General features: G+C 60.7%; 14 protein-coding genes. 4 read left to right on the forward strand and 10 right to left on the reverse strand.

Annotation, left to right across the window (positions count from 1 at the left end; translation table 11 throughout):
- Nucleotides 1-6: 6 nt before the first annotated feature.
- Complete coding sequence (locus ACO07N_RS26865; RefSeq protein ID WP_421983937.1) at nucleotides 7-1038, forward strand: L-idonate 5-dehydrogenase; 1032 nt, start codon at nucleotides 7-9, stop codon at nucleotides 1036-1038.
- A gap of 43 nt (nucleotides 1039-1081) precedes the next feature.
- On the opposite strand, the gene ACO07N_RS26870 is transcribed toward ACO07N_RS26865, so the two are convergent.
- The 3 genes from ACO07N_RS26870 to ACO07N_RS26880 form a co-directional block, all read right to left on the reverse strand.
- The gene (locus ACO07N_RS26870) at nucleotides 1082-1492 is read right to left on the reverse strand and encodes a GlcG/HbpS family heme-binding protein (protein WP_421983938.1); all 411 of its coding nucleotides are present in this window, start codon (nucleotides 1490-1492) and stop codon (nucleotides 1082-1084) included.
- A 200-nt stretch (nucleotides 1493-1692) separates the two neighbouring features.
- Complete coding sequence (locus ACO07N_RS26875; protein WP_421983939.1) at nucleotides 1693-4215, reverse strand: methyl-accepting chemotaxis protein; 2523 nt, start codon at nucleotides 4213-4215, stop codon at nucleotides 1693-1695.
- A gap of 156 nt (nucleotides 4216-4371) precedes the next feature.
- Complete coding sequence (locus tag ACO07N_RS26880) at nucleotides 4372-5538, reverse strand: ABC transporter substrate-binding protein (RefSeq protein WP_421983940.1); 1167 nt, start codon at nucleotides 5536-5538, stop codon at nucleotides 4372-4374.
- A 623-nt stretch (nucleotides 5539-6161) separates the two neighbouring features.
- Here ACO07N_RS26880 and ACO07N_RS26885 point away from each other — a divergent pair.
- Nucleotides 6162-7094: a T6SS effector amidase Tae4 family protein gene (locus ACO07N_RS26885; protein ID WP_421983941.1), complete on the forward strand. Its 933-nt coding sequence runs from the start codon at nucleotides 6162-6164 to the stop codon at nucleotides 7092-7094.
- 164 nt (nucleotides 7095-7258) lie between these two features.
- Here the strand turns inward: ACO07N_RS26885 and ACO07N_RS26890 are convergent, their stop codons facing one another.
- The 4 genes from ACO07N_RS26890 to ACO07N_RS26905 form a co-directional block, all read right to left on the reverse strand.
- Nucleotides 7259-8830, reverse strand: a complete 1572-nt coding sequence (locus ACO07N_RS26890; protein ID WP_421983942.1) for a GMC family oxidoreductase — start codon at nucleotides 8828-8830, stop codon at nucleotides 7259-7261.
- Between the two features lie 21 nt (nucleotides 8831-8851).
- Nucleotides 8852-9376: a Twin-arginine translocation pathway signal gene (locus ACO07N_RS26895; RefSeq protein WP_421983943.1), complete on the reverse strand. Its 525-nt coding sequence runs from the start codon at nucleotides 9374-9376 to the stop codon at nucleotides 8852-8854.
- 22 nt (nucleotides 9377-9398) lie between these two features.
- Nucleotides 9399-9794, reverse strand: coding sequence for a VOC family protein (locus ACO07N_RS26900; protein WP_421983944.1), 396 nt, complete (start codon nucleotides 9792-9794; stop codon nucleotides 9399-9401).
- 68 nt (nucleotides 9795-9862) lie between these two features.
- Entirely contained in the window at nucleotides 9863-10198 is a 336-nt protein-coding gene (locus tag ACO07N_RS26905; RefSeq protein ID WP_421983945.1) for a ribbon-helix-helix domain-containing protein, read from the reverse strand.
- A gap of 452 nt (nucleotides 10199-10650) precedes the next feature.
- Here ACO07N_RS26905 and ACO07N_RS26910 point away from each other — a divergent pair, with 452 nt between their 5' ends.
- Entirely contained in the window at nucleotides 10651-11478 is an 828-nt protein-coding gene (locus ACO07N_RS26910) for an IS5 family transposase (protein WP_421979445.1), read from the forward strand.
- 190 nt (nucleotides 11479-11668) lie between these two features.
- On the forward strand, nucleotides 11669-11848 hold the full coding sequence (locus tag ACO07N_RS26915) for a hypothetical protein (protein WP_421983946.1): 180 nt from the start codon (nucleotides 11669-11671) through the stop codon (nucleotides 11846-11848).
- Between the two features lie 333 nt (nucleotides 11849-12181).
- Here the strand turns inward: ACO07N_RS26915 and ACO07N_RS26920 are convergent, their stop codons facing one another.
- The 3 genes from ACO07N_RS26920 to ACO07N_RS26930 all read right to left on the reverse strand — a co-directional run bounded on the left by ACO07N_RS26920 (nucleotide 12182) and on the right by ACO07N_RS26930 (nucleotide 19632).
- Nucleotides 12182-14491 (reverse strand): cytochrome P450/oxidoreductase, encoded by a 2310-nt coding sequence (locus ACO07N_RS26920; protein ID WP_421983947.1) that lies wholly within the window; start codon nucleotides 14489-14491, stop codon nucleotides 12182-12184.
- A gap of 865 nt (nucleotides 14492-15356) precedes the next feature.
- Entirely contained in the window at nucleotides 15357-16370 is a 1014-nt protein-coding gene (locus ACO07N_RS26925; protein ID WP_421983948.1) for an NADP-dependent oxidoreductase, read from the reverse strand.
- A 2050-nt stretch (nucleotides 16371-18420) separates the two neighbouring features.
- Entirely contained in the window at nucleotides 18421-19632 is a 1212-nt protein-coding gene (locus ACO07N_RS26930; protein WP_421983949.1) for a TIGR03032 family protein, read from the reverse strand.
- Nucleotides 19633-20658: the final 1026 nt, after the last annotated feature.

Consider the following 20658-nt stretch of genomic DNA (forward strand, 5'->3'; position numbering starts at 1 on the left):
GCAGCCATGAAATCGATCGTCATTCACGCGGAAAAAGACCTGCGGATCGAAGAGCAGGAAGAACAGCAGCCCGGTCCGGGAGAAGTTCAGGTCAGGCTGGCGGCGGGCGGCATATGCGGCTCGGACCTTCACTACTACAATCACGGCGGGTTCGGCCCGATCCGTCTCAAGGAGCCGATGATCCTGGGGCACGAGGTCTCCGGCCACATCACCGCGCTCGGCGCCGGCGTTACGGGGCTTTCGGTCGGACAGCTTGTTGCCGTCTCCCCGTCCCGGCCCTGCGGCAATTGCCGTTTCTGCAACGAGGGCCGTCACAATCAGTGCCTCAACATGCGCTTTTACGGCAGCGCCATGCCCTTCCCGCATATCCAGGGCGCGTTCCGTCAGGTGCTTGTGGCCGACGCAGCGCAATGCGCCCCCGCAGACGGCCTGACATCCGGCGAGGCCGCCATGGCCGAACCCTTGTCGGTCTGCCTGCATGCCGCCCGGCAGGCCGGGGACATGATGGGTAAATCCGTGCTGGTCACCGGCTGCGGCCCCATCGGCATCCTCTGCATACTGGCCGCCCGCAGAGCCGGTGCCGACCTGATCGTTGCAACGGATCTCAGTCCGTTCACGCTGGACATGGCCAGAACCGCCGGTGCGGATCTGACGATCAACATGGCTGAAAATTCAGATGGCCTGGACCGCTTTACCGCGGACAAGGGCACTTTCGAGGTTCTGTTTGAATGTTCCGGCGCCACCCCGGCGCTCACGGCAGGCATTGCTGCCATGCGGCCCGGCGGCAAGATCATCCAGCTCGGTCTCGGCGGCGACATGAGCCTGCCGATGATGGCGATTACCGCAAAGGAGCTGGAGCTCAAGGGGTCCTTCCGCTTTCACGAAGAGTTCTTCACGGCCGTGAGCCTGATGCAGAAGGGCCTGATCGACGTGAAGCCGTTCATCACCCAGACGCTGCCTCTCGACCAGGCCGTGGAAGCGTTTGAACTTGCGAGCGACAGAAGCCGGGCCGTCAAGGCGCAGATCGCGTTCGCCTGACAATCACCTGCTTCAACGCCACCGGGGCTTCGCGCTTTTGGCGCTAAGCCCCGATGGCGGCCAGCCCGGCCCTCGCCACCTCGATGTCCTGTTCGCCCGATCCGGACCCCACACCGATCCCGCCCAGAAGCACGCCGTCAAGCCGGATCGGCAGCCCCCCAGGCAATCCGGTGACCCTGCCTTCGGTGGCTAGCCCGATGGCAGTGCGCACAGCTTCCGGGATACTCAGGGTTTCGTTGCCGATCGAGGCTGCCGTCAGCGCCTTCGCTAGCGCGCTTTTCCGGCTCAGAAACTTTGCGCCCGTCATGCGGATTTCCGCCAGAACCTCGCCGTTTGCATCGACGATGACGATGCACTGGGGCTGCCCCATTGCCTCCGCCTTTTGTACCGCCGCCAGCAAGACCGCCAGCGCACCTTGGTGGGTCAGCACTTTCGTTTCCCGGACAAAACTCATGTCAGCTCCTGATAGATGATTTGTTATCGATAACATATCAAGACTGCTTCAGAAATCAATCCATCCGCTCCGCATCGCTGGTGCCAAGAACCCGGACATCGAAAACCGGACAGCAAAAAAGCGGCACGTGGTGCCGCTTTTTCTTTTTCTGGATTGTCCCGCCCGTCTGAAAGGACAGTGCAACGGCTGTGAATATGTCCTTAGGCCGCGGCAACCTTTGCCAGGAAATCGTCCACGACACCCTTGAGGTGACGCGCATGATCGGCGACTTCGTTGGAGGCCACTTCCACCTGGCCGGCGGATTGAGCCGCCTCGGCAACCGCGTTCATGACACCGGAGATGTTGTTGGCAACACCCTGCGTTCCTTCCGCCGCATCGCGGACATTGCGGGAGATCTGCGCCGTGGAGGCATCCTGCTCCTCGACCGCTGCAGCGATGGCTGACGTTGTTTCGTCGGCCTGCTCCATGGTGTCGCGGATTTCCTGGATGGCGACAACGGAGTCGGCGGTGGAGGACTGGATCGCTTCGATCTGGGTCGCGATTTCCTCGGTTGCCTTCGACGTCTGCGTCGCAAGTTCCTTCACCTCGGCAGCGACCACGGCAAAGCCTTTCCCGGCCTCGCCGGCCCGTGCGGCCTCGATCGTGGCATTGAGGGCCAGAAGGTTGGTCTGTTCTGCGATCGCACGGATCAGGGTGACCACCTCGCCGATCTTGTTCGCCGATTCCGCAAGCTCGGACACCTTTTCGGTCGTCATGCGGGCACTGCTTGATGCGTTGGTGACGATCTCGGTCGCCCGCGAGACCTGCTCGCCGATTTCGGCGATCGATCCCGCCAGCTGCTCGGTGGCAGCAGCGACGGATCCGACATTGTCGGATGCGGCCGTCGAACTGCTTTCCGCCTCGGATGCCTGCGACGTCGTTTCGCTGGAGATCTGGCTCAACACCTGGGCGGTGGCCTGCATCTGCTCCATATTCGCAGTCACGTTTCCGAGAACGGATTCGATCTCGTCGCGGAACTCCGTGATCATCGTGTCGATCCGCGCCTGCCGCTCCAGCTGTGCGTTTTGCTCTTCGCGTGACACGGCCTCAAGGTTGCTGCGCTCGATGGCATTTTCCTTGAACACCTCGACCGCTTTGGCTAGATCCCCGATTTCGTCATTGCGCGTGGTGCCGGCGACATGAACGTCAAGATGACCGTCGGCAAGATCGCGCGTGATGTTGACGAGACCCAGCAATGGCTTGACGAGACCTCGGTCGACGACGAAAAGCCCGATGGCAGCGGCGATGACAAGGCTCGCGATTCCGATCCCGATCAGAGCCATCGATCCGTTGTCGAGAAGCGCGTTGATCTGCTCGGTGGCCTGGTCGACGGCCGCCAGTTCCAGCTCGATGAGCGAGGCCACCGACTGGCCGATGCGCTCGACCGCGGCGAACATTTCCGTTACCTGCTCATTCGACTTCTGGGTGCTTCTGAGCTCCTCGAGGTGATCGCTGAGAAGCCCGTTTTTCGGATCGCCATAGGCAAGCAGCTGTTCAAGCTGCGCCTGGATATCTGCGGACCCCAGCGCATCCAGCCCGTCGCGCATGTGTTTCGCATCGGCGGTGACCTTCTCCTGCAGCGGAACGAGCAGGGCCGCGTCTTCCGTGAGGCCGCCCTGAACGAGGGTCGCGACGAACTTGTTTGCAAATGCCTGCGCTTCGAGCGTGGTTTTCAGCTGGCCGACCTGGTTGTTCAGGAGGTCGGAGATGATCGCCGAATTCTCCGTGACAGCCTCTTCGGTATCGATCGTCAGCGTGAACAGCTGATCGTCAATCTGCATGATCAGCGCATCGTCGATGGCCTTCTGCAGCCCGATGGCTTCATGAAGCGTCTTTTTCTGCTGGTGCGACGAGATCGTTCCCGAACCGCTCTTGGCAAGTGTCTTTTCAACGAGTGCGGTGAGCTGGTCGAAATTCTCTTCTGCGCCGGTGACCAGTTCCATGGACGCAAGCTCGTCGCGGTATTCGGCTATCTTGGTCTGAGTGGCGATGATCTTGTCTTCGAACAGCGTCAGCAACGCCGGATCATCGACAAAGGCGACCGTTTCGGCGAGGCCGACAAGCAGGTTTGTCTCAGCGCGCAGCTCGAGATAGAGCCTCAGCTTGGCCATTTCCTTGTTTGCGAGATTGTCGACCAGGTCCCTGCTCTGCGCTGCGGCATCCTCGCCGCCCAGAACAACCGTGAAATAGGCATCGTCCACGATCGGCGTGATCGCGCTGTTCACGCCGTCATAGGCTTTGAACAGGGCCGCCATGCGCGCATCCTTGGCTTCGCGGGCGGCAATTTTCTCTTTCGTCGCCTCGTCAAGAACACCAAGGCGCTCCTGGAAAGTCTGGCTCTGCGAAAACAGCTCGTTGACGATGTCCCGGTTCGCGTCCGACGCGATAAAACTGGATTCGATCTGCTCGATCAGGGACACCGAATTCTGAAGGGCTCGGAAAGAGACTTCCTGTGACTGGAGCGTAACGCTGTTGGCGACAGCGGCTGCCGCCGTCGCGACTTCCGTACTGGTGAGCGCCAGCTGGGCCGCGTTTTCGATCGAGGGCAGTCTGTTTTCAGAAAGGTCCGAAAAACCGCTCTCCACCCGCTGAAACGAAAAAAGCCCGATGCCGATCGCTGTCGCGGTCAGCAGGACCAGACCTGCAAATGCGGAGAAGAGCTTGCCCCGGGTTCTCAGCTTCATCGCCGAACCCTTTGGAAGCAAACCCGAAAAGATGTTTCTGTACCCAGCCATGTCCCCGACAGTCCTCTCAGAACAAACGTCTGCCCTATTACCTGACCCCAGATGGAAAAATGAGATTCGCTGGCCCGGGCATCCGGGCCAGCGAACACCTCCGGCTTAGCTGGCCGGCTTGTCGATCGGCGAGAAACCGCCGTCTTTTTGAATGGTCGTCAGGAACACGTCGTTCATGCCCTGATTGTCATCCTGACCGAAGGACAGCGTTACGCCACCCATTTCGAAGTCACCGGTGTTCCAGTAAGCGTTCAGGAAATTCTCACGGGTCACGTCCTTGCCGGCTTTCTCAAGGCCCATGACAGCCAGGCGACCGACAACGTAACCTTCCAGCGTCACGAACCCGGGCTCAGCGGACGGATCCTTTGCTTTCAGCGCAGCCTGGTATTCCTTCACGAGCGGAACAGTCGTGTCCCACGGGAACGGGACGACCTGCGAGATGATCACGCCTTCGCCCGCATCGCCGAGCTCAGCCGACAGAGCTTTCGAACCGACGAAGGAGATGTTGACGAACTCGGCGTCCATCTTGACCTTCTTGGCAAGCTTGATGAATTCGGCAATCGGCTTGTAGGCGCCGACCATAACCACGGCCTGCGGCTTTGCCTTGCGGATTTCCAACAGGGCGGACTTCACAGCCGTCGTGTTGCGCTGGTAGGTGCCTTCTGCAACCAGGTCCAGCCCACGCTTTTCCATGGCAGCCTGGACACCGGCGAGACCGACACGGCCAAATCCGTCGTCCTGATAGAGAATGGCGATTTTGTCGAGGCCGAGCGCACCATGCAGATGCTCGATCCATGCCTCGGTTTCAGCGGCGTAGGTTGCGCGGACGTTGACGATGTTGCCATGCGCCGGATCGCGCAGGAAGCCTGCACCGGTAAAGGGACCGACAAACGGGACCTTGGCGGCGGTCGCAATCGGCTGGGTCGCCTTGGATGTCGGCGTTCCGACAGGACCGATCAGGCCAAAGACCTTCTTGTCGTTGATCAGGGTGTTCACCGCAGCGATGGAACGATCCGGCTCGTAGCCGTCATCCATGCTGACCAGTTCAATCATGCGGCCATGTACGCCGCCTGCAGCATTCGCCTCTGCAAAAGCTGCCTCAATGCCAAGTTTCATACCGGTACCGAGTGCTGCTGCCGGGCCTTCGAGAGCAGCCGCCTGGCCGAACAGGATCTTGGTATCACTGACACCATCTTCAGCAAGCGCCGGACCGAACGACATCATAAGAGATGCGGCCAGCGTAGAAACAAGTGCATTTCGCAATGTAGACATCGTTTGAAGTCTCCCTAGAGTGTGCAGCGCACAAACAAGCGCCATGCACCCAAGGTAGTACAAAAGTATTAATAACCTGTATTTGAGAAAATTACACTTCTGTCGTGAAATATTACGATATCAAAACAAGAGAAAAATACGGATGGCTGGAGTTTAACTAAACCGTTCTGCCTTATTAAGAAACGCGGAAAAACTTTTCTCGCGGTAATTATAGGAATCTTAAGCTACGCTTTTCTGTAAGCCGACGTTATATGATTTACTTGACTATGGGTAATTTTTTGCTTGAGATTACATTTCATGGTCTCTGCTCATCTAGGCCAGCCTCGACGTTTCTTGCATCGTTGCTGCGCGGCCGTGTAGTCAAAACGCAACGTGCGGTCGTTTGCAGGTTGTATTCTTTGATCTGATCTGTCGGCGGTTCTTGCCGTTTTCCGCGAAAATTTATTGGCAGCGTTTACCCAGTCTCATCCCGAGCGTGCCTCGATTTCCTTTGCGTAATATTCTAAAAAAAAAATGAAAACAAAAGTTCCGAAGCTCTATTGCTCTCAAACGTGACGAAAATCACGCCTTTGATTCAGTAACTGAACTAATGCGATCCGGAAATTCATTGAGGAAACGCTACGATGCCACTCACGAATCCATTGTTCCGGGACAATCAACGTATTCGCAACGCTGCGGAAAATGCACCTCCAATGCGCCGTGGTGAGCGCGATACCGAGGCAGTCCGCATTTTGCAGAATGCACTGATAGCCGTGAATGCCGCCTCCATGCGGCGTTCGATCCGGTCGGACGGAACGCTTGACGGCGACTATGGCGGCGAAACCGTTGCCGCCGTTTCCAGGTTCCAGGAAATGCAGGGGCAGGCTGACGAGGGCCGAGGTGACGGCATCGCCGGACGCCTGACCTGGCAGGCGCTGGACCGGGAAGCGCCGCACCAGCCGGTGCCGGTCAGCATCACGCCTGCACCTGTTGTCACGCCTCCCGCCGAAAGCCCCCAGACGCTGGGACCCGGCTCGGTCAGAACACCGACGGCAGCCGTGCTTCTGCGCGAATACCGCCGCTTCAGGGATGTCAACGGCTTGCCCTGCGGACAGGGGATTACCAACCAGTGCGCCATCCGCATGAGCGTCGCACTCATGCGCAGCGATATCGGCTTTCATTTCGACCGCACAAGGATCCGTTATACGCATACCGCGTCGAACAGGAGATGCGGCACCGGGGTGGCGCACAATGCCAGCGCGTCCCGCCTGATCGCCTATCTCCAGGATTTCTGGACCTTCCGGCGGTACTCCAAAGCCGGCTCCAACGCGCTCACCGCCGCACAGATCGAGCAGGCGATCACCGGCCGTCCGGGCATCATCTATTTCGAGGATTGTTTTCAGCGAACGGACGGCTCCGCCGGAGACCATATCGACTTCTGGGACGGGTCCCGTGTCATGAACGACCGGCTCGACTACAACGGCCCGGGCGAGCGCGAACCGGGCGAAGGCCCCTCGAGCAGCCGCTGGTTCCGGAATATCCGGCGGGAACTCTTGTTCCTGCAGATCCCGGCCTGACCCGGATCAACGCGCGAAAGACGTTCAACGTTGTATGAAGCATCGACTCCGGAGGCCGCGAGGCCCCCGGATGTTCACAGCGCAGCACACCCTTGTGCGGTGAATCTGAAGTTCGTTCGAAGCCGAAGCCCGCTGCAAATGAGCCGAACTCCATATTCAGGCGGCTAGAGCGTGCCTGCACTCATTTCCCTGGCAATGTGATCCGCCTGCCGGATCGCCAGCGCAACGATGGTCAATGTCGGGTTCTCGGCCGCACCGGTCGTGAATTGCGAGCCGTCCGAAATGAACAGGTTGGCGATGTCATGGGTCTGCCCCCACCTGTTCACCACCCCGTCCCGCGCGTTTTCCGACATGCGGTTGGTGCCGAGGTTATGCGTCGACGGATACGGCGGCGTTGGGAATGTGCGCGTCGCGCCGACCGCTTCGTAAACCGCCGCGCCCTGCCGGTAGGCATGATTGCGCATCGCGATGTCGTTGGGGTGGTCGCTGAAATGCACATTGGCGACCGGCAGGCCCCATTGATCCTTGACGTCATGGTTGAGCGTCACCCGGTTGGTCTCCTGCGGCATGTCTTCACCGACGAGCCACATCCCGGCCATGTTTTCATACTGGTCGAGCGCAGAGGTGAATTCGCGGCCCCAGGCGCCCGGGTCGAGGAACGCGGCCATGAACGGAATGCCCAGCGCAAGCGTTTCCATCTCGTAGCCGCCAACGAACCCGCGTGACGGGTCATGGCGCGATTCATCCTGGATGATCCCGGCCATCGTGGTGCCGCGCCACATCCGAACGGGCTTGTCGAACACGGCATAGACGGACCCCGTCATGTGCCGCATGTAGTTCCGGCCGACCTGCCCGGAGGAATTCGCCAGTCCGTCCGGAAACAGCGTCGAGGCCGAATTGAGCAGCATGCGCGGAGATTCGAACGAGTTGCCGGCGACGCAGACAATGCGGGCCTTCTGCATTTGCAGGTTGCCGTCCTTGTCGAAATATTCGACCCCGGTCACCTTCCCGTCCGGATTGTGCAGGATCCTGGCAACATGGGCGCGCTCGCGCACCTCCAGGTTCCCTGTCGCCTCGCCCCGGGGAATGTCGGTATAAGCAGCGGACCATTTGGCGCCCCACTTGCAACCCTGGAAGCAGAAGCCGGTTTGCTGGCAAGGCAGACGCTCGTCGAAGTCCTCGGCGTTGATCGCCATCCGGCCTGTATGAACATCCTTGTAGCCGAGTTCCCGGGCGCCCTTTTCGAACACGAGGTAGTTGTTGTTTCCGGGAAGGCCCGGCCTGCCATTCGTGCGGGTCACCCCGAGCTTGTCTTCGGCCTTGGCGTACCAGGGTTCCATCTCCGCGGCATCTATAGGCCAGTCGAGCAGGCTTGCGCCCTGGACATCGCCGTAGGTCGTCGCGGCCTTCCATTCATGCGGCTGGAAGCGCAGGGACGCCCCGGCCCAGTGCGTGGTCGTGCCGCCGACGGCCTTCACGATCCAGGCGGGAAGGCCCGAAAAGTCCTTTGAAACCCGCCAGTCGCCGCTGGTCGTACGCGGATCCACCCAGGCAAGCTGTCCGAAACTCTCCCACTCGTCGTTGACGTAGTCCTCCGGCAGGTACCGTCCCCCCGCTTCCAGGGCGACCACACTGACGCCTTTTTGTGCCAGTTCATTGGCAAGAACGCCGCCGCCGGCGCCGGTTCCGATGACAACGACAACGGTGTCGTCGTTCAGATCAAATGGTGCAGCCATAGTTCTGTCCTCCCCTACGGCTCAAAGCCAGTTGATGTCGTTGAAACCGCGGTCAATGTAACCGCCCTTGGAGTAGCTCTCGCCCTCATATCCGAAGACCGGCCAGACCGCTTTCTGGTTGTAGAGCCCGGTAACAAGGCCGCCGCGGATCTTCTGGAAAAACGCGCTCTCTTCCATGTTGCGCAGGATATCCACCCGGTCGCGCTCCCATCCGGCGCTGAGATACCCGTCATGCCCCTTGCCCTGTGCTGCCGCGTCAAGGGCCGCAATGCCGGCCTCGACCTCCTCGGCAAGATCCGCATTGTCGTAGCCCTGGACCGCGATCACATAGAACTCGTCGGCGATACGGTCATGCGGGTAGATGTCCCGGGCCATCTGAACCAGCGTTGCAAAGGTTTCCGGCTTCAAGGTGGTCACTTCAGCCGCCCAGGCTGCATCCTTGGCAGCGATGAACCCCGATCCGATCACGAACGAAGCGCCCGCCGCGCTTGCGCTCAACAGCAATTGCCTGCGGCTGAGGCCCCTCGGCCCGTCTGCCTTCCTCATTTTCTCTCCTCCCTCTTGATCGTTATTTGAAGCGGCCGCCCCGCTCGAGCACCTCGATCTGGTACCCGTCCGGATCCGCAACGAAGAAAAACCGGGCAATCAGCTCACCGGCCGGCGCGAATTCGACAAGTTTTCTCGGATTGAGACCCTCGGCCTCGAAGCGCGCGTGTTCGGCGGCGAGATCTTCGACGGAAACCGCGAAGTGGCCGTAGCCGTCGCCGAGCTCATAGGGGGCGGTCTGCGACTTGTTTACCGTGAGCTCCAGCTCGAATTCGCTCTCCGCATTGCTCAGGTAGATGAGGGCAAATTCGGGGAAATCCAGGCGATCCTTGACGGTCAGACCGAATGCCTTCTCGTAAAAGGCAAGCGACCGCTCTTCGTCCAGAACGCGGATCATGAAGTGAATTGCTTTGGCCAAGAGACCGTCCTCCCGCTGCTGTGACTAAGCGGAAGGGTAGAAGGTGCCTGTGCGGGTGGGTGGTATACTTATACCACCTGGAATTTTTTCTCCGGCTCCGGGTCTTCAAAGCTCGTCGGCATCATGTCCGTAACGTTGATGCCCGGGTTGATTTCGATGAATTTCAGGCAAGCACAACGCAACAGGGACGTGAAGTTCGTCGGTTCGCCGCGCAGCTCCAGGACTTCGGAATGCAGCGTGGAAATGAACGTCGGTGTCGAGACATTGTCCCGCCGCGCGATCTCGTCAATGATTTCCCAAAAGGCGTTTTCCAGCCGGATGCTGGTGCTTTGCCCGTTCAAACGCATGCTGCGTGTCTGCGTGGCATAGCGTTCGGGATCCTGTCCCGCAAAGATCTGACACATGTTGTTCCTCCCGGTGTCAGTTTATTGGCTCGCAGAGCAAAATGCCCCGCTGGCTGCCGTGCGTGCACGAACCCGTTCATTATGATCCAGAGACCGGCGAAGCGCCAGCCACCGCATCGCGGTGCTCCTGAACAGGGATGACGCAGGTGGGGCGGCGCGAGAAGCGCGCGTCGTTCCGGACAAGGACGGCGAAGCCGGACGCTGAGCCGGAATCCAGATATGAACGTGAGCAAAGCGAACCCCAAAACAACATGCCCCCTCCTGGCGCAATCGCAACGGCATGGATCCCGGATCAAGTCCGGGATGACGCTGGTGGGTGTGGGGCACCTCCCACCCCTGACCTTCACCCCTCATTTGAAACCAACCTCATCCTGAGAGACTGGCCCGAAATTAGTTGAGTGATCCCGGTCGCATGTGATTCCGTTTTTGCGCTAACAGAACGGAGCTTCGCCATGTGGACCGAGACCACCCGCGCCAACTATGACCGTCGCAGCTTGCGTTACGCAAGTGATCTCACGGACGAAGAATGGAGGTTCATCTGTCCCCATCTGCCAGCCCGACGAGATCGAGGTCGTCCGCGCACCACGTCGCTGCGGGAAGTCGTCAATGCCATTCTCTATCTGCTGCGCACAGGCTGTCCCTGGCGGTTTCTGCCTGCCGACTTCCCACCACGTTCCACAGTGCAGAGATACTTTTATGCGTGGCGTGACAATGCGTTATGGCCAGCGCTGAACCGGCGGCTGGTTGAGCGGCATCGCCAATCACAAGCGCGCAATGCTACTCCGACCGCCGGTGTCATTGACAGTCAGAGCGTCGCAACAATCCAAGTCGGCGGTCCTCGGGGACTTGATCCATTCAAACGCATCAAAGGTCGCAAGCGCCACATTGTCACTGATACGGACGGGCTTCTTTTGGACGTTCTGGTTCATCCCGCCAACGTCCAGGACGTCCACGGAGCGGTGCCATTGCTACGCAGCCTGCGGCAGACCTATCCCAACCTTGCTCATATCTTCGCCGATCGGGTCTACCGAGGGCCGAAGCTATTGAAAAAGATCGAGGATTGTGGACCGTGGACGATTGAGATCGTCGAACGGCCAACCGGGGTGAAAGGATTCGCGCTTCTGCCAAGACGATGGGTCATTGAGAGAACATTTGCCTGGTTTGGGCGACGGCGGCGTCTTGCAAAGGACTTTGAAGTCAAACAAGAAACACAGACCGCTTGGCTGTACATCGCTAGCATCGAACTCATCATCAGGCGCTTGGCAAAGGCTCAAGAATGAATTTCGAGTCAGACTCTGAGGAGGACCGTGAGGTCCGTCTCGAAGGATAGGCGGCAGACCTAGGAACTCGCGGCCCATCCTTCGAGACGGGCATCCGCGTTCCTCAGAATGAGGTGGTTTGGCAGCACCGTTCCCTGCCCTCCATCGTCACCCCGGACGAACGTGAGTGAGATCCGGGGCCGGAGAGCCCGTGGCTCTCGACCTGCAACGGGAAAACCTGCGTAACGCACGTGCCACCCCTTTCCCGGCGCGCGCTCCGCTTCGCCGGGATGACAAACAACAGGTGTCGATCCAGTACATTTCCCTCTCCGTCATTGCCGGACTTGATCCGGCAATCCATGCCCTGACGCTTCAACAACGCAGTCCCTGACAAGCGGACAAGAAACGGCATGGATCCCGGATCAAGTCCGGGATGACACCGGGGTTCAGTACCCCTCTTTTCCGGTCACCATCACTTCGAGATTGTCACCATCCTCATCCTGCGGAGAACCGCCAGGTCCGTCTCGAAGGATGGGCGGCAGGCGCAACACTCGCGGCCCATCCTTCGAGACGCGCATCCGCGTTCCTCAGGATGAGGTGGTTTGGCAGCACCGTTCCCTCCCCTCCATCGTCACCCCGGACGAACGTGAGTGAGATCCGGGGCCCACTCATTTCCTGAGCAAGTGCCGGAAACCGCTGCGGTTCACCCGGAAGGAGCTATACCCTAAAGCGCCAGTTTGAGTTTGCCGCCGTTCGCCGACCGTGAACAGCAGGACATCATGCGCCGGTTTTCGGCGCGTTCGGTTCGCGTCAGCACCTTGTCCCGATGGTCGACCTCACCGTCGAGCAACGTAACTTCACAGCTGCCGCACAGTCCCTCCCGGCAATCGCAGGCCACATCGATCCCGGCCGCGAGAATGGCGTCGAGCAGCGTCTCGTCCGCGGCGACCGTGATCTTCAGTCCCGAGTCCGCCAGATCGACCTCGAATCCTTTTTCTCTGGCGGGATCGAGACCGGCGCTCCCGGCGGCGAAGAATTCGAAATGAAAGCTGCCGCCGGGCAGATGCGCGGTCAGCTGTTCGAGCGCGGCGATGAGCCGCTCCGGGCCGCAGACGTAAATCTGCCCACCCGCGGGCAATTCATTGACGATCTGCTGCAGATCGGCGCGTTGCCCTTCGTTGCCCGCATGGATCGTAAGGCAGGAACCGTGCTCCCGCTCGAGCCGTTCGACAAACGCCATCGTCTGCCTGGAACGCCCGCAATAGTGAACATGATAGGACTTGCCCAGCGCCTGCAGGCGATCAGCCATGGCGATGATCGGCGTGATGCCGATGCCTCCGGCAACAAGGACATAGGCATCCGTGTTTTCATCGAGGCGGAAGAGATTGTGCGGACCGCGCAGCCGCAGCTCCGTGCCCTCTGTCACCGCATCATGAATATGGGCGGAGCCTCCGCGCCCGTCTGCCTCACGCAGGATCGCAAGATCGTAGCCGCCGTTTCCCGGCTTCCCGCAAAGGGAATACTTGCGGTCGAACCCGCCGGCCACGAGCTCGACATGCGCTCCGGCGCTCCACTTCGGAAGTGCCCGGCCGCGCGCATCCACAAGCGTCAGGCCGACAACACCCTCCGCTTCCCGGCGAACCGCGGCGACCTTGACCTTGCGGGCAATATCCCGCCGGAGCGGCGGACCCACCGGGAAATGCCGCTCGCCCCGGGACAACAGTGAGGGATCGCGCCGCTCGGGATTGCCGGCGGGGTCCCAGGCGACCCAGACCTCTTCGGGTCCTCGGAAAGACGTGCTCGGAACATGGGCGAACGTCTGCTCGCAAAGCTTCAGATGCGGCAGGCGGCGCGTGAATTCCTCCAGGAAGATCCGCATTTCCATGCGACCGATATTCTTGCCCATGCACTGGTGACTGCCATAGCCGAACGTCAGGTGATCGACGGCATTGTCCCGGTAGATGTCGAACCTGTCGCCGTCCTCGAAATGGCGCTCGTCCTGGTTGCCCGAAGCCTGGACGATGAGAAGCTTGGCCCCCGCCGGCAGCTCCACTCCCCCGAGACGGGCGGGTGCGGTTGCCTGCCTGCGCCAGGCAACGATGGACCCGGCGTAACGCAGGCATTCCTCGACCGCGTTGGGAATGAGGCTGGGGTCATCGCATATGTCGTCCCATGCCTGGCGGTGGCTCAAGAGCGTCCTGAACATGTTGGCCGACGCAAGGGAGGTCGTCTCATGCGCGGCGACGATGATCGCCATCATCATGGAATGCACGTAGCTGTCGGTCACCACATCCGGCATTTGCGCGTTCTTGCGGATGGTTTCATGCATCCAGCCGGTGCCGTCCGGCTCCTGCTTCATCCGATCGATGATCTTGCCCGCATATTGCCAGAACTGCCCGACGGAATGGGCAACCGCGATCTGCTGTTCGTCTGTCGGCTTGCCCCAGGTGTTGACGGAATGGGCAACGGAGAATGTCTTGAAGACCGCGATCTCATCTTCCGGCACGCCCAGGAAATGCAGCGCGACATTGAGCGGCACCTCATAAAGAAGCGCGTCGACGAGGTCGACACGGCCGCGATCAATGAACTGATCCATTTTCTCGCGCGTCAACCGGCGCACCATCTCCTGCTTGGCTTCCAGATTTTCCGGCAGGAAATGATCCATCAGGACGCGCCGCCGTTCCATATGCGCTGGTTCGTCCTCGTTCACCATCGTCCGGTTGAGCTGATAGCCGTAGCTCTTCAGAACCTCCATCGCCTCCGGCGGCGCCGGCGTGATTTTCTCAAGGGCTATGCAGGGCGAATAGAGAATGTTGTCGCGGAAAACCGCCTTGATGTCCTCGTACCGACTAACCACCCAGTAACCGAGTTTTTCGCTGAAGAAGACCGGCAGCTGCTCGCGCGACCAGCGCAGCGCCTCGGCGGGATCCGCCTGGTAAGGCGCGTCGAACGGATCGAACTCGGCGGCCGCACGTGAAAACGGGCAGGCTGCCTCGTCCGCAGTGCCCGTTTCCGCATCGCTCAAACCCGTCATGTCCCCCCCTCGTCAAATCACGTCTTGTGTGTTTCACGGTCATTATAGGAAAGAATGCAAGCCCGCGCGACAACTGGGCTGGCCTGTTACCCGACCGGTTGCAAGCGGCACCTGACCCATGTTCCCCGTCATCCCTGCAACAGTGGGGATTGCACCGGTGGGTGTGGCGCGGGATGAGGTAAGCCGACAGGGCCGGCCACACTCCCCCTTTGTGCTTCACCCCGGACGAACGTGAGTGAGATCCGGGGCCGGAGAGACGCCGGTTTGGCCAGTTTCCCCGGCAAAAGTCCTGACGCCTGTGCCTCCCCGGTCCCGGCGCGCGCTCCGCTTGGCCGGGATGACGAACGGAAAGTTTTGAAAACCTTGGCCTCCCCTCCGTCATTGCCGGACCCGATCCGGCAATCCACGCCCTGACGCTTCAACCGCGTACGCCGTGACAAGCGGACGTGAAACGGCATGGATCCCGGATCACGTCCGGGATGACGCCGGCGGGGGTGGGGCACCTCGCCGTTCCCCGCCATCGTCACCCGGATTTGACACCAACCTCATCCTGAGGAGGACCGCCAGGTCCGTCTCGAAGGATGCGCGGCAGACCTCGGAACTCGCGGCCCATCCTTCGAGACGCGCGTTCGCGATCCTCAGGATGAGGCAGAGAACAGGGCTGACCGCAGTGGGTGCGCGGCACCGCGCCGTTCCCCGCCATCGTCACCCCGGACGCAGCGCAGCGCAGATCCGGGGCCGGAGAGCCGCTGGGCTGGCCAGTTACCCCGGCAAAAACCCTGACGCCCGTGCCTCCCCGGTCCCGGCTCGCGCTCCGCTTGGCCGGGATGACACCGGTGGGGGGGTGGGGTCGCTATCCTTCTACTCAGCCTGCGAAGTCGACGACGATCGTGCCTTTCGCGCGGCCCTTTTCCTGGTATGCGAGGGCGTCGGTGGCGCTGGAAGACACGAAACCGGTCGCGTCGACCACGGGCCTGAGCCTGCCCGTCTCAACGAGGTCCCTGAGTGTCGCAAGATGACGGGTCTCCGGCATCATCGGAATGAACCGGTACCTGGCGTTTTTTTCCCTGGCCTTGCGCCGGAGCTCGCGTGCCTTGAACCAGAGCACTTGCCGCACGAGCGGATTGAGACCCAGCCGCCTTGCGGCTTTGTCGTCAACCGGGCCAAACAGGCTGATGACGGTCCCGCCCGTCCTGATCACGTCAAAGGCGGAAAAAGTCGCGTCTCCGCCGAGCGTATCCAGCACGATGTCCAGATCGTGCACGATGTCCCGGTAGTCCACGAGCTGATAGTCAAGGACGCTGTCGGCGCCGAGCCCCCTTACCCAGTCCGCGTTTTCCGTGCTTGTCGTGGTGAAGACCGTGGCGCCAAGGAATTTTGCATACTGGATTGCAAATGATCCGACGGCACCGCCGCCCTCGTGAATGAGGACGTGGTCGCCTGCCCTGAGCCCGGCCCGGTCGAACGCCTGGATGACCACGCTGCCGACAAGCGGAAGACCGGCGGCCTCGCGAAAGCCGGTATTTGCCGGCATCTCCCTGACGTGCGACGCTGGTACCGGCACGAACTCCGCGCAGGTGTCGAGACCGACTTTCGGCACATGCCCGAAAACCGCGCTGCCAAGATCATGCGTCGCCACGTTTGCACCCTTCGCGACGACAATGCCGGAGACGCAAAGCCCGCGGCCATGGGGATACTTCGTTTTCACGACACAGGACTTCTCTCCGTCTTCGGCAAGAAAATCGGCCGGATTGACGCCGGCGGCATGCACCCTGATCAGAACCTCGCCGCGGCCCGGCTGCGGTTTGTCGGGCCGGCCGCCCACAGGATTGGCCTCGGAGGTCCGAACGCGGCGTGTTTCGGATTGAAATTCAATCATAGGCTTGACCCGTCAGCGTGTTTGCCGCCTTGTCCAAAGACGCAAGACGTTTCTTGCGGACGTGTTGTTTTGCGCGCTGCCCGGAACCGGAACACCGGTGTGTCTGACCGCCTTGCGATCTTGCGGCGTAACGCGACACCATCCTTGCCGCGCACGCGAGGACGGGCCTACCCGGTGTAGTATCTGCGTCAGAAGACGGTGGCAGGTGCGGCAGAAGGGGCCAGGCCGGAGCCCGAAACAGCGGTGTGCGACCACCGCCTGCTTCCTGCGCGGGCCTCAAGTGAAGCCAGCAAAACTCTGTCGTCATATTACGGACGCCTCAATTGACAGACGCCCCCACACACGCAAATTCCTAGCAAGAAAAAGGTAAAAAAGATGTACACGTAGAACTATATTGAATAGACGGGATATGTTTTCGGATAAATTATTTTTGGATTTATTATTTACTACAAATATATAGCTCCGATTTACTGAATACTCGAGGGGTGTCCTGATCCAGGCAGGTCTGAACGGTGCGCGTACACGCACTGGGCACAGACCTTGTTTGGCACGGCTGCAATTGCTCGAGCCCGGCGGAAAAGCGAATCATGGGCGGATGGAGCGGCAGCCTGATGCAGTGGCAGTCGGGAAAACAACCGACCGGTGTCGACGACACGTTTTCCATTCCGTCCTTGCCGGGCTTGCCCCTGCTATCCATCCCCTGACCTTTCAATCGCACACGTCCCTCCTAGCGCAAACGGGACGGCATGGATCCCGGATCGGGTCCAGGATGACACTGAGTGGGCGCGGGCACCTACCGTCCCCTGACCGTCACCCCGGACGAACGCGAGTGAGATCCGGGGCCGGGGAGCCAGTGTCTCACCACCCGCACCGGGAAAACCTGCTCCAAAGCCTGTGCCTCTCCGATCCCGGCTCGCGCTCCGCTTGGCCGGGATGACGAATGACAGGTGCCGATCACTTACCTTTCAACCTCCGTCATTGCCGGACTTGATCCGGCAATCCATACCATGACCTTTCAATCGCAAACGCCCCTTCTAGCGCAGACGAAACGGCATGGATCCCGGATCAAGTCCGGGATGACACTGGCGGGTGTAGCAAAAGTTGCACGCCTGTCATTCCGGACAAGGACGGCGAAGCCGGACGCTGAACCGGAATCCAGACATGAGCGTGAGCGAAGCGAACACCAAAACCGCAAACGCCCCCACAAACGTATGCGACGCGGCATGGATCCCGGATCAGGTCCGGAATGACGCCGGTGGGTGCGGGCACCTTCCGTGCCCGCATTCGTCACCCGGACAAACGTGAGTGAGATCCGGGGAGCCACAACGCAAGCGACTGGTCAGGGCAGAAACGCCAAAGCCTGTGCCTCTCCGATCCCGGCTCGCGCTCCGCGTCGCCGGGATGACGAATGACAGGTGCCGATCACATACCTTTCAACCTCCGTCATTGCCGGACTTGACCCGGCAAGCCATACCCTGACGCTTCAGCCACGCAGTCCCTGACAAGCGGACAAGAAACGGCATGGATCCCGGATCGGGTCCGGGATCCATGCCGAGTGGGTGCGGGCACCTTCCGTGCCCGCATTCGTCACCCGGACAAACGTGAGTGAGATCCGGGGAGCCACAACGCAAGCGACTGGTCAGGGCAGAAACGCCAAAGCCTGTGCCTCTCCGATCCCGGCTCGCGCTCCGCGTCGCCGGGATGACGAATGACAGGTGCCGATCACATACCTTTCAACCTCCGTCATTGCCGGACTTGATCCGGCAATCCATACCCTGACGCTTCAGCCACGCAGTCCCTGACAAGCGGACAAGAAACGGCATGGATCCCGGATCTAGTCCGGGATGACGCTGGCGGGTGCGGGCGCAGGTTGCACGCCTGTCATTCCGTACAAGGACGGCGAAGCCGGACGCTGAGCCGGAAACCAGACATGAGGGTGAGCGAAGCGAACACCAAAACCACAAACGCCCCCACAAGCGGATGCGACGCGGCATGGATCCCGGATCAGATCCGGAATGACGACGGGATCAGGGGTCACGCTCTTCAGTCCTCACCCGGTCGCGAGCGCCACGTCTGCGTCGGCGGTGGGCGGATACGTCATCTCCGCGAAGTCTCGTTCGAAGCTGATCGCCCTTTGAATGCCCTGCTCGACAAAGTCCAGGGCCATGGGGCATTGAACATTCGGCAGCACGGCGACGTCGTAGAGTTCATCAACCTCTCCCTGAATGCGCAGCCATTCGACGGTTTCGCGCGATTGAAGATTGATGATCTGGAGGCCGCACCAGGGCTCCGCGTCCCGGGAGGTCAGAGCCGCATCGAGATCAAGCCCGGCAAAGGAATTGTCGCGCGGCAGCGACAGGCCGACAATGGCGTTGTTGTTGTGGAAGGCGAGCCCGCGCAGGAAACCCGGACAGAAGGCGATCCGATCAACCGCGCCGGTCTTGCGGTCAATCTGGCACAGGTGGCCACGCCCGGCGTCGAGGACATAAAGGTCATTCCGGTAAAGCCGCGGCGAATGCGGCATGGACAATCCCTCGGTGAGGATCGTGTCGGTGGTGACATCCATGATCAGGCCGCCGTCGCTGCGGTGTTCCCGCCAGCCCGCAGCGGCATCCGTTCGGGAAACGGCGGTCACGTAGCGCGGGTGGCCATCTTCCATGGCAAGCCCGTTGAGATGACAACGGTCTTCGACGGCCAGTTCGGAAATGAAGTGCGGTTTCCACAGCGGACGGAAGGAATGCACAGGATCCGTCACCGCGAGGCAGGAATAGGCCGTGTTCACGAAGATGATCCGGCCGCCGGCGTCAAGGGCAATGTCGTGTGCCAGCACATTTCCGGTCACGAAGGACTGGCGGGGAACGTAGCACTTGTCAAAGGTATCGTCGGCGATGTTCCCCGGCAGCAGGATGTTTTCAAAGCGCCAGAACTGATGCAGTGTTCCGAGGTAAAGGCGTTGAGACGCCGGATCGGTCCAGAGCCCCATGGCCCTGTCAAAGTTCCGCTGGTGAAACGAGAGCGCCCCGGTTTTCATCACCCCGATCAGAAACAGCTTGCCGGTCTTGTAGGACGTAAACGCCAGCGAGCACTTGTTGCGGATCAGCCAGCGGACAATGCCGGGCGAACAGGTGATGTCCAGCTTTGTTTCGGATTTTTCCGGCGCAGCTTTGTCGGTGTTTCCGCCCTTTTGCGGTGTTGCTTTGCCAGCGCCCTGTGCGCGTTTGGTTTTGAGCTTGCTCGCCTTGATGTCTTTTGGTCCGGACACTCTGCGTCTCCTCTTTTTGTTTTGCTCCAAGGGCGCTTTGCCGCGTTTTCGTCTTCCCCTGACCTTGACCCCACCTTTGCCACCTCATCCTCAGGAGGACCGGAAGGTCCGTCTCGAAGTATGGGCGGCAGACCTCAGAACTCGCGGCCCACCCTTCGAGACGCGCATCCGCGCTCCTCAGGATGAGGTGGGTGGCAGTTCCGGTCTCCTCCCCTCAATATGTCACCCCGGACGCAGCGCAGCGGAGATCCGGGGCCTACTCGTTTGCAGAGCCCGTATTGCCCTGCGCGCAGCTCGCATCTTGCGTCTACAAGCCACCTGCCGTTTGCGGCACCCTGGATTGGATCCCGGATCTAGTCCGGGATGACCCAGGTGGGTGCAGGCACCTCCCTCCCCCTGACCTTCACGCCGGTTTCAACACCACCCTCATCCTGAGGAGGACCGGAGGTCCGTCTCGAAGGATGGCGGCAGGCGCAGGCGTGTGCGGCCCATCCTTCGAGACGCGCGGTTGCGCTCCTCAGGATGAGGGGGGTGGCAGCTCCGGTCACCCTCCCCTTTGCTCGTCACCCCGGACGCAGCGCAGCGGAGATCCGGGGCCGGGGAGCCACAACGTAAGCGACTGGTCACGGCAGAAACGCCAAAGCTCCTGCCTCCCCGATCCCGGCGCGCGCTCCGCTTGGCCGGGATGACAAACGGGGAGTTTTGAAAACCCTGGCCTCCCCACCGTCATTGCAGGGCTTGACCCTGCAATCCATTCCCTGACCTTTCAATCGCACACGTCCTGATCGCCGGAACCGAAACGGTATGGATCCCCGATCAAGTCGGGGATGACATCGGTGGGGCGGCACAGCTTGCGCACTTGCGTCATTCCGGACAAGGACGGCGAAGCCGGACGCTGAGCCGGAATCCAGACAGGGGCGTGAGCGAAGCGAACACCAAAACCACGAACCTTCATTACGCGCCCCGTCCGGTCGAAACGGAAGGGCATGGATCCCGGATCAGTTACGGCATGACGCCGGTGGGTGC

It is taken from the genome of Roseibium sp. (assembly GCF_965229775.1).
GTDB lineage: Bacteria > Pseudomonadota > Alphaproteobacteria > Rhizobiales > Stappiaceae > Roseibium.